The sequence below is a fragment of the Nocardioides sp. JCM 18999 genome, assembly GCF_055391175.1.
This window is the reverse complement of record NZ_AP043887.1, coordinates 868,545-882,317: the sequence shown is the minus strand read 5'-3', so window position 1 is coordinate 882,317 and position 13,773 is coordinate 868,545. Positions and strand designations below refer to the sequence as shown.

The 13,773-nt window shown below is 70.9% G+C and carries 11 protein-coding genes; 3 read left to right on the top strand and 8 right to left on the bottom strand.

Annotated elements, in window-relative coordinates; genetic code table 11:
- The first annotated feature begins 39 nt into the window (after positions 1-39).
- Positions 40-2,442 carry a penicillin acylase family protein gene (locus tag ACZ5J1_RS04225; protein ID WP_464562812.1) on the top strand — a complete coding sequence of 801 codons (2,403 nt, stop codon included), beginning with the start codon at positions 40-42 and terminating at the stop codon, positions 2,440-2,442.
- Here ACZ5J1_RS04225 and ACZ5J1_RS04220 read toward each other — a convergent pair.
- The gene (locus ACZ5J1_RS04220; RefSeq protein WP_464562810.1) at positions 2,399-4,558 is read right to left on the bottom strand and encodes an MMPL family transporter; all 2,160 of its coding nucleotides are present in this window, start codon (positions 4,556-4,558) and stop codon (positions 2,399-2,401) included. The two genes, ACZ5J1_RS04225 and ACZ5J1_RS04220, sit on opposite strands and share 44 nt — an antisense overlap.
- 129 nt (positions 4,559-4,687) lie before the next feature.
- Here ACZ5J1_RS04220 and ACZ5J1_RS04215 point away from each other — a divergent pair, with 129 nt between their 5' ends.
- Together ACZ5J1_RS04215 and ACZ5J1_RS04210 are read left to right on the top strand one after the other, a co-directional pair.
- Entirely contained in the window at positions 4,688-5,875 is a 1,188-nt protein-coding gene (locus tag ACZ5J1_RS04215; RefSeq protein WP_464562808.1) for a sensor histidine kinase, read from the top strand.
- Entirely contained in the window at positions 5,827-6,468 is a 642-nt protein-coding gene (locus ACZ5J1_RS04210) for a LuxR C-terminal-related transcriptional regulator (protein WP_464562806.1), read from the top strand. The genes ACZ5J1_RS04215 and ACZ5J1_RS04210 overlap by 49 nt, the downstream gene beginning before the upstream one ends.
- 27 nt (positions 6,469-6,495) lie before the next feature.
- Here the strand turns inward: ACZ5J1_RS04210 and ACZ5J1_RS04205 are convergent, their stop codons facing one another.
- From ACZ5J1_RS04205 to rimP, 7 genes are all read right to left on the bottom strand, one after another.
- A complete protein-coding gene (locus ACZ5J1_RS04205; protein ID WP_464562804.1) occupies positions 6,496-7,431 on the bottom strand; it encodes a bifunctional riboflavin kinase/FAD synthetase in 936 nt (311 codons plus the stop codon).
- 54 nt (positions 7,432-7,485) lie between these two features.
- Positions 7,486-8,364 (bottom strand): tRNA pseudouridine(55) synthase TruB, encoded by an 879-nt coding sequence (truB, locus tag ACZ5J1_RS04200; RefSeq protein ID WP_464562802.1) that lies wholly within the window; start codon positions 8,362-8,364, stop codon positions 7,486-7,488.
- An 8-nt stretch (positions 8,365-8,372) separates the two neighbouring features.
- Positions 8,373-8,855 (bottom strand): 30S ribosome-binding factor RbfA, encoded by a 483-nt coding sequence (gene rbfA / locus ACZ5J1_RS04195; protein ID WP_464562800.1) that lies wholly within the window; start codon positions 8,853-8,855, stop codon positions 8,373-8,375.
- A 14-nt stretch (positions 8,856-8,869) separates the two neighbouring features.
- Positions 8,870-11,716 (bottom strand): translation initiation factor IF-2, encoded by a 2,847-nt coding sequence (gene infB, locus ACZ5J1_RS04190; protein ID WP_464562798.1) that lies wholly within the window; start codon positions 11,714-11,716, stop codon positions 8,870-8,872.
- Between the two features lie 139 nt (positions 11,717-11,855).
- Positions 11,856-12,161, bottom strand: a complete 306-nt coding sequence (locus ACZ5J1_RS04185) for a YlxR family protein (RefSeq protein WP_464562796.1) — start codon at positions 12,159-12,161, stop codon at positions 11,856-11,858.
- A 33-nt stretch (positions 12,162-12,194) separates the two neighbouring features.
- On the bottom strand, positions 12,195-13,178 hold the full coding sequence (nusA, locus tag ACZ5J1_RS04180) for a transcription termination factor NusA (RefSeq protein ID WP_464562794.1): 984 nt from the start codon (positions 13,176-13,178) through the stop codon (positions 12,195-12,197).
- 1 nt (position 13,179) lies between these two features.
- On the bottom strand, positions 13,180-13,710 hold the full coding sequence (gene rimP / locus ACZ5J1_RS04175) for a ribosome maturation factor RimP (RefSeq protein WP_464562792.1): 531 nt from the start codon (positions 13,708-13,710) through the stop codon (positions 13,180-13,182).
- Between the last annotated feature and the right edge of the window lie 63 nt (positions 13,711-13,773).

Genomic DNA, 13,773 nt, shown 5'->3' with positions numbered 1-13,773 from the left:
GTGTCGGTAACCCCGGTCACGTCGCCTCGTTGGTGGGGCATGTCCCGCCCCCGGTTCCACCGCGCGCTGACCTCGGCCCTCGCCGTCGTCCTGTCCCTCGGCCTCGTCACGGCAGCCTCCCCGTCGGCGGACGCGGCGAAGAGGAAGGCGCCCCACTACCGGGCGACGGTGACCGTGACCGAGCACGGGATCCCGCACGTCGTGGCCAAGGACTGGGGTTCCTTGGGCTACGGCAGCGGGTGGGCGTTGGCCCAGGCCCAGCCGTGCAACGGGCTCGACGTGATCGTGACCGGTCGTGGGCAGCGCTCACGCTGGTTCGGCCCGTCGGCCCGGTTCGACGACCAGGTCTCGATGAAGGGGACCAACCTCGAGATCGACACGCTCGTCACCGACCTGCACAACCGCAAGGTCGTGGAGAACCTGCTCGTCTCGAAGGCCGGCCCGACCAGCCGGACCCGGACGATGGTGCGGGGTTACGCCGCCGGCATCACGGCCTGGCTGCGCAGCCACACCGTCACCGACCCGGCCTGCCGGGGAGCGGGCTACCTGACGTCGACCGTCACCGAGCTCGACGTCTGGTACGGCGTCTACCTGGCCAACATCCTGGCCTCGACGGGCGTCTTCGTGCACGAGATCGTCACCGCCTCCCCGCCCAGCCCGACCGACCCCGGGCTGCCCGACGTCAGCGGCCTGCTCCCCGAGCTCCCCGGCGTCGGCTCACCGGAGGCGAAGAAGCTCCGGGAGTCGTTCGGCCAGGACTCCGACTTCGGCTCCAACGCCACCGCGATCGGCGGATCACGCAGCACCACCGGGCGCGGCATGATCCTCGGCAACCCGCACTTCCCGTGGCGCGGGCGCTACCGGTTCACCCAGCAGCACCTGACCATCCCGGGCAGGTACGACGTCGCCGGCGCGTCGCTGATCGGCTCCCCCGCGGTCAACATCGGCTGGAACAAGAACGTCGCCTGGTCGCACACGGTCTCCACGGCGTACCGCTTCACGCCGTACGAGTACCTCACGCTCGGCCCCGGCACCAGCTACCTGAGCGGCACCACCGTCAAGCAGGCCGAACGCCGCCCGGTGAAGGTCGTGGTCAAGGGAGCCGACGGCCGACTGAGCACGGTGACCGAGGACGTCTACCGCACCGCCCAGGGCTACGTGATCGACTCCCCCAGCCAGTTCATGCCCTGGGGCGTGACCAGCTTCTGGGCGATCCGCGACGCCAACGCCGAGCACCTCCGCACGCTCGACACGTTCCTCGACCTCGGCGCCGCCTCCTCGGTCCGCGACCTGCTCCGGCGCCAGGACGCCGGCGGGGGCATCCCGTGGGTCAACACGATCGCCGCCGACCGCGGCGGCGAGGTGCTGTACGCCGACCACTCGGTGGTCCCGAACGTCTCCGACGCCCTCGCGAACACCTGCATGACCGTCGTGGGTCGGCTGCTCAAGGCGGTCGCCGGGCTGCCCGGCCTCAACGGCAACCTCGCCGACAGCAGCTGCGCATGGGGCACCGACCCCGACGCTCAGCGACCTGGGATCTTCGGCACCAGGAACCTCCCGGCCACGATCCGCAAGGACTGGGTCTTCAACGCCAACGACTCCTACTGGACCCCGAACACCACCGCCCGGCTGGAGGGCTACGCCAGCATCATCGGCTGCGAACGGTGCGAGCGGACCAAGCGGTCGGCGATGGTCGCTCGCTACGTCACCGACCAGCTCGCCCGTGCCGGGAAGGAGTCCCCCGCCACGCTGCGCTCCCACGAGCACGCCAACCGGGTCCGTGCCGGCGAGGTGATGCGGGCCGGCGGGCGGCTCGACCAGGTCTGCGACGCCACCGGCGAGACCGCGGCGTGCGCGGTGCTGAGGCGCTGGGACGGACACTCCGACACGACCTCGGTGGGCTACCACCTCTTCGAGGAGTTCGTCACCCGCGCCCCCACCGGCACCGACCTGTGGGAGACCCCGTTCAACGCCGCCGACCCGTTCAACACCCCCCGCGGGCTCAAGACCACCCCGGCGGTCGTGACCGCGATGCGGGAGGCGATCGCCGCCCTGCGCAGCGCCAAGATCCCCGTCAACGCGACCTGGGGAAGCCTGCACGTCGCCGGTGACCGGGGAGCCCCGGCGTACCCGGTCGGCGGCGGGGACGGCGACCTGGCCGGCAACGCGAACGCCACTGCGTCGCGTGCGCCGGTCCAGAACGCCTCCCGGTTCTCCGCGGTGACCTACGGCTCCTCCCACATCCAGGCCGTCGCGTTCGGCCCGCGAGGCTCCGTCGACGCCCGGACGATCCTGACCTACAGCCAGTTCGAGGACCCGCGCTCGCGCTGGTCCGCGGACCAGACCCGGCTCTTCTCCCAGGAGAAGTGGGTGACCTTCCCGTGGACGGCGAAGCAGATCAAACGCCAGACGGTGCGGCGGTACGTGCTGAAGGGTCGGTGACCAGCACCCCGCGCGGGCTCCGGACCGGACCCGGCCACCACACCCGGTCCCCCAGCACCACCAGGGCGGCGGGCAGCAGCACCAGCCGGATCAGGGTGGCGTCCAGGGCGATCGCCACGGCGAGCCCGACCCCCATCGTCTTCATCTCGATCATGCTGAGCGTCGCGAAGATGGCGAAGACCGAGACCATCACCGCCGCGGCGCTGGTGACGACACCGGCGGTCTCGGTGATCCCGCGCTCGACCGCGAGCCGGGTCGGGAGGCCCGCATCGACGTGCTCACGCACCCGGCTCAGCACGAAGACGTGGTAGTCCATCGAGAGTCCGACCAGGACCACCATCACGAAGAGCGGGAGCCAGTCCACCACGAACCCCGGCGAGGTGAACCCCAACGCCCCGGAGGCGAACCCGTGCTGGAAGACGAGGGTCATCACCCCGAAGGCGACGCCCACCGAGGCCAGGTTGAGGACGCAGGTCAGCAGCGCCAGCACCAGGCTGCGGAAGGCGAGCCCCATCATCACCACCGTCAGGAGCAGCACCACCGCGATCACCCAGGGCAGGCGGTCGTGCAGCTGGCCGGTGGAGTCGTGGGCCTCAGCGATGTCGCCGCCGACGTACGCCGACGACGAGCCGAGCACGCTCGGGACCAGGTCCTCGCGCAGCTCGACCACCGCCCGGTCGGCGCGCTCGTCGTCCCCGGCGTACCGGGTGGTCAGGTGCAGCAGCGCGACGCTGCCGTCGTCGGAGAACCGCAGGTCGGGTGCCGCGTCCGAGAAGTCCGGGGCGGCAGCGGCCGCGGCGTGCAGGGCGAGCAGGTCGGCGCGGACCTGGTCCTGGGCGCCGGGTTCGACCGGCACCACCACGTCGACCCCGGCGAGCTGGCTCGGGAAGGCGTCCTCGATCGCCCGGAAGGTCTGCACCTCGGGGATCGACTGGGGCAGCGAGGCGAGGTTGCCCTCGTGCAGCTTCATCCCCACTGCGGGCGCGGACAGGCCCAGCACGACGACGGTTCCCAGGACCAGCGCGGCGACGGGGTGACGCAGCACCGGACGGAGGAGCCGGGAGCTCAGACCGTTGCGCCGCGGACCGTTGGTCAACCGCCACAGCACCGGGATCCGCGGCCGGTCGACCCACCGTCCCAACCCGGCCAGCAGCGCCGGCAGCACGGTGATCGAGCCGAGCACGGCGACGGCGACCACGACGATCGCGCCGGTGGCCAGCGAGGAGAAGGTGACGTTGCCGACCAGGTAGAGACCGGCCATCGAGGCGATCACCGCTCCACCGGAGACGAGGATCGAGTGCCCCGACGTCGCAGCGGCGATCTCGACCGCGTCGAGATGGCTCCTTCCGGCAGCCCGTTCGGCCCGTTCCCGCTTGAGGTAGAAGAGCGAGTAGTCCACCCCGACGGCCATGCCGATCAGCACGATCATGCTGCTCACCGACTCGTCGGCGTGGATTAGGTGGGAGATCGGCGCGATCAGGCCGATGGTCGCCGCGACGCTGGTCAGCGCGACCAGCACCGGGATGCCGGCGGCGATCAGGGCGCCGAAGGCGAGCAGCATCAGCACCAGGGTGACCGGGAGGCTGGTCATCTCCGCCGAGGAGAGATCATCGGCGACGCGCTCGCCGATCGCAGCGTCGACCGAGACGTCCCCGGCCTCCCGGACGACGACCTGCGGGAAGTCGTCGGCGACCGAGGACGTCGCGGCCTGGAGCGCACTGACGTCGTCGGTGTCGGGGGACAGCTGGACGGTGATCAGCACCGCGTCACCGTCGGGGCTGGTCACGGGCTCGGCGACCTGGTCGACCCCCTCGGTGGCGGCCGCGCGCTGGCCGACCGCCGCGGCGGCAGCATCGCGCTCGGCGACCGAGCCACCGGTGATCAGGACCTGCTCGGTGTCGGGGCTGCCGAGGCCGGAGTCGCGCACCAGCGCGGCGGCGCGCCCGGAGTCGCCGGTGTCGTAGTCGGCGTCGCTGGTCTGGGTGGTCGGGATCAGGACGGCCAGGCCGACCGCCAGGACGACGAACGCGAACCAGGCACCGACGGCGCGCCAGGGGTGGGTCGCGCTCCAACGCGCGATACGCAGGGGGACGCCTGCGCGGGTGGATGAGCTCATCGAGGGCTCCTTTCGAGAGGTGTCTCGAGCCTCCCGGTCAGCGGCCGCCCCGTCGGTGGTGCGCACGCCCGAACCGACAGTGGTGCCTGCACCACTGCGCCCTCGGCCCTGGCAGGCCAGGATGGCGGCGTGACCACCGTGCCCCTGCCTCTCGAGCCGCTCCCCACGGCGCCACCGCCCGGGCGGTTCAAGCTCACCCTGTACGCCGGCGGGCAGCTGCTGATGTGGGCGCCGACGCTGGTGCTCCTCATCCTCACCGTGGTCGGCGGCGCCCTGGCGGTCGCAGTCGTCGGGCTGCTGATCGTGATCTGGTCCTACCCTGCGCTGCGCTGGCTCGCCGACCGGCACCGCTGGATGGCGGCCAGGACGCTCGGGATCACCGTCCCCGCCGACCGGGTGCCGGTCCCCGAGGGCACCGACCTCGTCCGGCGGATCGTGATCTGGGCCCGGGACCCGATGACCTGGCGCGAGTTCGCCTGGGCCGTCGCGTCGCTGACCCTCGGCTTCGTGCTGGCCCTGCTGGAGGTCCTGCTCCTCGTCCTCGTCGTCACCGGGGTGCTGTGGTGGTTCGGCACCGAGCCGATCATGCGGGCACGTGCCCGGATGGACTGCTTCTTCCTCACCTACGGCCGCACCGACCTCCTCGAGCAGCGGGTCGCCGTGCTCACCGAGAGCCGGGCGGACGTGGTCGACCACTCCGCGACGGAGCTGCGCCGGATCGAGCGCGACCTGCACGACGGTGCCCAGGCCCGGCTGGTCGCCCTGTCGATGAGCCTCGGGATGGCGGAGGAGGCCTTCTCCACCGATCCCGATCGCGCTCAGGTCCTGGTCCGGGAGGCACGGTCGACGGCGACCGCCGCGCTGAGCGACCTGCGCAGCGTGGTGCGCGGAATCCACCCGCCGGTGCTCGCCGACCGCGGACTGTCGGGGGCGGTCGACGCACTGGCCCTCGATCTCGCGATCCCGGTCGAGGTGACCGCCCGTCTGACCGGTCGGCCACCGGCCCCGGTCGAGTCGGCGCTCTACTTCGCCATCGCGGAGTGCCTGACCAACGTCTCGCGGCACTCCGGAGCCGAGCACGCCTGGGTCGTGCTGCAGCACGAGGACGGGGTGCTGCGCGGGATCGTGGGCGATGACGGGCGCGGGGGTGCCGATCCCGCCCGCGGAACCGGCATGCTGGGGGTGATGCGCCGGCTGGCTGCGTTCGACGGCGCCCTGTCCGTCTCCAGCCCCGCCGGCGGGCCGACGATCGTGACTCTGGAGGTCCCGTGCGCCTTGTCCTCGCCGAAGACAACGCCCTCCTCCGCGCTGGGCTGATCCAGCTTCTCGAGGGTCACGGCTTCACCATCCTGCATGCGGTGGACAACGCCGAGGACCTCACAGGCGCCCTGGCCGATCCCCTGGCCGAGGCGGCGGTGCTCGACGTGCGGATGCCGCCGACGTTCACCGACGAGGGACTGCGGGCGGCGATCGCAGCCCGCACCGCCCGACCCGGCTTCCCGGTGCTGGTCCTCTCCCAGTACGTCGAGGCCCTCTACGCCCGCGAGCTGCTGGCCACCGGCGCCGACGCCGTGGGATACCTGCTCAAGGACCGGGTCGCGGACGTGGCCGAGTTCGTCGACGGGCTCCGCCGGGTCGCCGCCGGCGGCACCGTCCTGGATCCCGAGGTGGTCGCGTCGACGCTCTCGCGTCGCCGGGAGGAGCCGGTCGAACGCCTGACGCCCCGCGAGCGCGAGGTGCTCGCCCTGATGGCGGAGGGACGTTCCAACGCGGCGATCGCTCAGCGTCTCGTCGTGACCGACAAGGCGGTCGCCAAGCACATCAACTCGATCTTCACCAAGCTCGACCTGCCGGTCGGCGAGGAGGACCACCGCAGGGTGCGCGCGGTGCTGACCTGGCTCGGGCTGTGACCCTGGCCGAGGATCAGGGGCCGAGGATCAGAGGCCGAGGATCTGGCGGGTCTGCACGACGTCCGCGGTCATCTGCTCGATCAACGGCTCGATGCCGGTGAAGGCGACCATGCCGCGCAGACGATCGGCGAACTCCACCTGCACCTCGACGCCGTACAGGTCGAGGTCGGTGCGGTCCAGGACGTAGGACTCGACCCGGCGGCCGATCACGCCCTCGAAGGTCGGGTTGGTGCCGACACTGATCGCCGCGGGGAACCGCTCGTTGGTGTCGAACCGGGTGAGCCAGCCGGCGTAGACGCCGTCCGGCGGGACCGCGTCGAGGGCCTCGGTGGGGACGTTGGCGGTCGGGAACCCGAGCTCGCGACCACGCTGGTCACCCTTGACCACGATCCCGCGGACCGCGTAGGGACGCCCGAGCGCCTCGGCCGCACCGGAGACGTCACCGGCGGCGAGGCAGGTCCGGACGTAGGTGGAGGACCACACCTGCGGTCCGCCGTCGAGGGCGACCGCGGTGACCGCGAAGTCGTGGCCCGCACCGAAGTCGGCCAGGCAGGCGACGTCACCCGAAGCCTTGTGGCCGTAGCGGAAGTTCGCACCGACGATCACCTGGCGGGCGCCCAGCGCCTCGACCAGCACGGTCCGCGCGAAGTCGTCGGCCGACCACCCCGCGACGTCGCGGGTGAACGGGACGGCCAGCACCGCGTCGGCGCCGTAGTGCTCGAGGAGCTCGGCGCGGTGGTCGAGCGAGGTGAGCGTCGTGGGGGCGTGCTCGGGCCTCAGCACCGCCATCGGGTGCGGGTCGAAGGTGACGGCGACCAGCGTCAGTCCGTCGGCATCGGCGAGCGCGCGCGCCGTCGACAGCACCTGCTGGTGACCTCGATGCACACCATCGAAGTTCCCGATGACGACCGCGGTCCGGCCCAGGTCGGCCGGCACGTCGTCGAGCGACCTCCACAAAACCACGACGGTCACCCTATCGGCTCGCGCGCCGTGCAGGACGCCCGGTTGTCCAGCAGGTCATCCCACGAACACCGCGGAGGGCTTCGCCAGGCCTCCCGAGCCGGGTTCGTAGAGCGCGAGGAACTCGCCGTCCGGCGCGAACACGGCGGTCAGGACGTCGATGTCGAGCGCGAGCTTGCGGCCGTACCGGACCTCGCGCTCGGCCTCAGCGTCGAGGTCGAGCGAGGGGAACGCTGCCCGTGCTGCGGCGCTGATCGGGACGAAGGTGAACTCCTCGTTGAGCTCCGCGATCGTGCGGGCCAGGTCGAGGGTGTAGGGACCGACGGCGGTGCGGCGCAGCGCGGTCAGGTGACCGCCGACGCCGAGCATGCGGCCGACGTCCCGGGCGATCGCCCGGATGTAGGTGCCCGAGCTGCACCGCACCCGGATGTCGACGTCGACGTGTCCGTCACCGCTGCGGACGTCGAGAACGGTGAGCTCGTGGATCGTCACCGGTCGTGCCTTGAGCTCGACCTCGACGCCGTCGCGCGCCAGGGCGTAGGCGCGCTTGCCGTCGACCTTGATCGCCGAGACCGTGGTGGGCACCTGCTCGATGTCGCCCCGCTGGGTGGCGAACGCGTCGCGCACCTGCTCCTCGGTCAGGGCCGCGACGTCGTCGGCGGAGGCGGTCGACGTGACCTCACCCTCGGCGTCGTCGGTGGTCGTCGCCTGTCCGAGACGGACGGTGGCGTCGTACCCCTTCTCGGTGAGCATGAGGTGTCCGAGCAGCCGGGTGGCGCGCTCGACCCCGACGACCAGCACGCCGGTCGCCATCGGGTCCAGGGTGCCGGCGTGGCCGACCTTCCGGGTGCCGGCGAGACGACGGACGCGGGCCACCACGTCGTGTGACGTGAGGCCCGCGTCCTTGTCGATGATGACGAGACCTGACTCAGCCATGCGGCCGGTCACTCCTCTTCGTCATCATCCTCGTCGTCGTCCTCGTCGAAGTCCTCGTCGTCCTCGTCATCGAGGTCGCGCGGCTTCTTGTAGGGGTCCTCCTCGCCGGCGTACTCCGAGCCGCGGGCAGCGGCGACGGCGTCGTCGAGGGCCTTGGCCTTGGCCAGGACCTCGTCGAGGTGACGCGCCTCCTCGGGAAGCGCGTCGTGGATGAACTCGAGCGACGGCGCGTGCCGCATGCCGAGCTGCTTGGCGACCTCGGACCGGATCAGCCCCTTCGCCGACTCGAGCGCCGCCGCGGTGGCGGCGAGCTCGGTCGGGTCAGAGCTGAACGCGGTGTAGAAGACGGTCGCCTGCTGCGTGTCCCCGGAGACCCGCACATCGGTCACGGTGACGAAACCGAGGCGCGGATCCTTGATCCGGCGCTCCAACATCTGGGCGACGATCACCTGAATGCGATCGGCGACCTTGCGGACGCGTGCACTGCTCATCTGTGAAGCTCCACTCAGCCGCGGGGGATCTCGACAAGCTCGAAGCCCTCGATGATGTCGCCTTCCTTGATGTCCTGGAAGTTGCGCACCACCAGACCACACTCGAAGCCCTCGCGGACCTCCGACGCGTCGTCCTTCTCCCGCTTGAGCGAGGCCAGGTCGGCGTTGTCGTAGACCACGGCGCCGTCGCGCAGGACGCGCACCTTGGCGTTGCGGCGCAGCGACCCGTCGGTGACGTAGCAACCGGCGATGTTGCCGATCTTGGAGCTGCGGAAGATCGCGCGGATCTCGGCGTGACCGAGAACCTTCTCCTCGTACTCCGGCTTGAGCATGCCCTTGAGCGCGGCCTCGATCTCCTCGATGGCCTGGTAGATGACGGTGTAGTACCGGATCTCCACGCCCTCCTTGTCGGCCATCTCGGTCGCCTTGCCCTGCGGGCGGACGTTGAAACCGATGATGATCGCGTCGGAGGCGGCAGCCAGGTCGACGTTGGTCTCGGTGATCGCACCGACACCACGGTCGATGACGCGGATGCCAACGTCGTCGCCGACATCGATCTGCGCCAGGGCGTCCTCGAGAGCCTCGACGGAACCGGACACATCGCCCTTGAGGATGAGGTTGAGGGTCTGGCTCTCGCCCGACTCCATCGACTTCATGAAGTCCTCGAGCGAGCGGCGGACGCTGCGCTTGGCCAGCTGGGCCGCACGCTCACGGGCCTCACGCTGCTCGGCGATCTGGCGAGCCATCCGGTCGTCCTCGACGACCAGGAAGTTCTGACCAGCACCGGGCACCGCGGAGAGACCGAGCACCATCGCGGGACGGGCCGGGGTGGCCTCCTCCAGCTCGTTGCCGTACTCGTCGAGCATGGCGCGGACACGACCGTGGGCCGGACCGGCAACGATCGAGTCGCCGACGCGGAGCGTTCCGCGCTGGACCAGGATCGTCGCGACCGGACCGCGACCGCGGTCGAGGTGCGCCTCGATGACCAGACCCTGGGCGTCCTGGGTCGGGTTGGCCCGCAGGTCGAGCGACGCGTCGGCGGTCAGCACGATCGCCTCGAGCAGCTTGTCCAGGTTGAGGTTGGACTTCGCCGAGACGTCGACGAACATCGCGTCGCCGCCGTACTCCTCGGGAACGAGGCCGTACTCGGAGAGCTGGCCACGGACCTTGGTCGGGTCGGCCGACTCCTTGTCGATCTTGTTGACCGCGACCACGATCGGCACACCGGCCGCCTTGGCGTGGTTGAGCGCCTCGATCGTCTGCGGCATCACACCGTCGTCGGCCGCGACCACGAGGACCGCGATGTCGGACGACTTCGAACCACGGGCACGCATGGCGGTGAACGCCTCGTGACCCGGGGTGTCGATGAAGGTGATGCGACGGTCCTCGCCGTTGACCTCGGTGGAGGTCTGGTAGGCACCGATGTGCTGGGTGATGCCACCGGCCTCACCCGCGACGACGTTGGCGTTGCGGAGCGCGTCGAGGAGCTTCGTCTTACCGTGGTCGACGTGACCCATGACGGTCACGACCGGCGGACGGACGACCAGGTCGTCCTCGTCGCCCTCGTCACCGAACTCGAGGTCGAAGCGGCCGAGCAGCTCGCGGTCCTCGTCCTCCGGAGAGATGATCTGGACCTCGTAGTTGAGCTCCTGACCGAGCAGCTCCAGCACCTCGTCGGCGACGGACTGCGTGGCCGTGACCATCTCGCCGAGGCTGAAGAGCATCTGGACGAGCTTGGCGGGGTCGACGCTGATCTTCTCAGCGAAGTCGGTCAGCGAGGCGCCGCGAGCGAGGCGAACGACCTCGCCGCTGCCCTTGCGGACGCGGATGTCACCGATCGTCGGGGCCTCCATGGCCTCGAACTCCTGGCGCTTGGCCCGCTTCGACTTCTTGCCGCGACGCGAGGGGCCGCCGGCCTTGCCGAAGGCTCCACCGACGTTGCCGCGCTGACCGGGACGGTTGGGACCGCCACCGCCGGGACGACCGGGGGCACCAGCAGGACCGCTGAAGCCGCCGGGGCGGGCTCCAGCACCGGCACCAGCACCACCGGGACGGCCGGGAGCACCGGGACGACCAGCACCACCGGGGCCGGGGCGACCAGCGCCACCGGGGCCGGGACGACCGCCGGGGCCGGGACGACCGGCACCGGGACCGAAGGCGCCGGGCGACTTCGGCATCATCGCCGGGTTGGGGCGCGGCATGCCCGGGCGCGGAGCCGAGCCGTCACGAGCGGCCGGCGGACGCGGCGGACGCTGCTGGCCGTCGGCCGGAGCGGTGTCACGCGGAGCCGGGGCGGGCTTGCGACCCATGCCCTGGCTCGAGGCGAACGGGTTGTTGCCCGGACGCGGAGCGCCGGGACGGGGGGCCGGACGCGGAGCTGCCGCAGCAGCCAGCGCCTCGGGGGACGGACCGGACGCCGCGGGGGCGGCCGGAGCCTCGGGGGCCTCGGGCGCAGCAGCAGCGGCGGGCGCTGCGGGAGCGGCCGGAGCCTCGGCGACGGGGGCCGGCTCGGCGGGTGCCGGCTTCGGGGCGGCAGCCTTCTTCGGGCCCGGAAGCGGCGCCGACGACTTGGCCGGGGCCTCAGCGGCGGGCGCAGCCTCGGCCGGAGCCTCAGCGGCCGCGGCGGGTGCCTTGGGTGCAGCCGCCTTCTTGGCGGGTGCGGGGGCGGCGTCGCCAGCGGCGGGCGCCTTCTTGGCAAGCAGTTCGGCGCCGTAGGTCGCTTCGAACTTCTTCTCGGCGGGCAGCTCGATGCTCGACGAGGCGGTCTTGACGAACTCGCCGATCGCGTTGAGCTTCTCGACGGCTTCCTTGCTCGGAATGCCGTACTTCTTGGCGAGTTCGGAAACTCGGGTCTTGGCCACAATGCTCCTTGTGTGGGCGGCCACAGACCCGGGATGGGATTGTGACCGTTAGGGGGTGAACACGCTCATCGCGAAGAACTCTTCATCGCGAAGTACTCATCGAGTGCTCATGAGCTGATGCTCCGATTCAGTCGGGTGGTCAACGGTCGACGTGAGTGGCGACGTACTCCCCCACCGGTCCACTGGACAGCCCTGGGTCACCCTGCCAACGCAGGGCCCGCCCGAAGGCCTTCCGGCGAACCGCGAGGTCGTAGCACTCGGTCGTGGGGTGCAGATACGCCCCGCGCCCGATTGCGGTGGCCTCAGGATCGGGCCGGACCACCGCTCGGTCGTCCGACTCGAGTCCCACGGTCACCCGCAACAACTCGCGCTTGGTGGCCCGTTTCCGGCACCCGACACAGGTCCGGACAGGGCCGTCGTCGGGGTTGTTGTCGGAGTGGGTCACCAATGGACAACCCTACCGCCTGCAGTCACAAGATCACGAACCGGGAGTGGATGACTCCTCGTCCGAGCGGATGTCGATCCGCCACCCGGTCAGACGGGCCGCCAGACGGGCGTTCTGGCCTTCCTTGCCGATCGCCAGGGAGAGCTGGTAGTCCGGCACGATCACCCGGGCGGCCCGAGCGGACTCGTCGAGGATCTCGACGGAGGTGACCCGCGCCGGGGAGAGCGCGTTGGCCACCAGCGTCGCCGGGTCGTCGCTCCAGTCGACGATGTCGATCTTCTCGCCGTGCAGCTCCGCCATCACGTTGCGCACCCGCTGGCCCATCGGGCCGATGCAGGCACCCTTGGCGTTGACGCCCGGGGCCGAGGAACGGACCGCGATCTTGGTCCGGTGACCGGCCTCGCGGGCGATCGCCGAGAGCTCGACGGTGCCGTCGGCGATCTCGGGGACCTCCAACGCGAAGAGCTTGCGGACCAGGTTGGGGTGCGAGCGGGACAGGGTGACCTGCGGTCCGCGCATGCCCTTGCGGACGCTGGTCACCAGCGCCTTGATCCGGGTCCCGTGCTGGTAGTCCTCACCCGGCACGCGCTCGGCCAGCGGCAGCACGGCCTCGAGCTTGCCGAGGTCGACCAGGACGTCGTCGGGGTTGCGGCCCTGCTGGATGACGCCGCTGATCAGGTCGCCCTCGCGACCGGAGAACTCGCCGAACTTCACGTCGTCCTCGGCGTCGCGCAGACGCTGCAGCATGATCTGCTTCGCCGTCGTGGCAGCGATCCGGCCGAAGTCGGCCGGGGTGTCGTCGTACTCGCCGATCTTGGTGCCCTCGGAGTCGAACTCCGTGGCCAGCACCACCACGTGACCGGTCTTGCGGTCCAGGGACACCCGCGCACGGTCCTGGGCGCCCGGCGTCTTGTGGTACGCCGTGAGGAGGGACTGCTCGATCGCCTCGACCAGGACGTCGAAGGAGATCTCCTTCTCCCGCTCCAGCATCCGCAGGATGCTCATATCGATGTCCATGTCAGTCCTCCATCTCGCTCGCGTCGACACCATCGTCGTCGCTGTCCTCGGGTCCGAGATCGGCCGCGGCCGCTCGGTTGAATTCGATCTGCACCAGGCCCTTGTCGATGGCGCTCAGCGCGACGACGCGCGAACGGCCCTTGACCTCGAACGTGGCGTCGGTCTCGGTGGCGGCGGTCAGCCGGCCGGTGAAGACGGCACCCTCGATCGGGGTGACCTTGACCAGGCGTCCGACGTTGCGGCGCCAGTGGCGCGGCAGGGTCAGGGGCCGGTCGACGCCGCGCGAAGTGACCTCGAGGGTGTAGGCCTGCTCCCCCATCACGTCGGACTCGTCGAGGATCCGGCCGATCTCCCGGGTCGCGTCAGCGACGTCGTCGAGGGTGATCCCACCGTCCTGGTCGACGGCGATCCGCAGCACTCGCCGGTTGCCGGCAGGACTCAGCTCGACGGCCTCGACATCCAGGCCGAGCGACGCCAGCGGCGCCTCCAGGGTCTCGGCGATCCGCTGCTTGGTGGTGTCGATTCCCGTCATCGGGGTGACCCCTCCCTCTCGTCGTGCTGTCCAGTTGTGCGGTGCAGTTGTGCCCGCAACCTT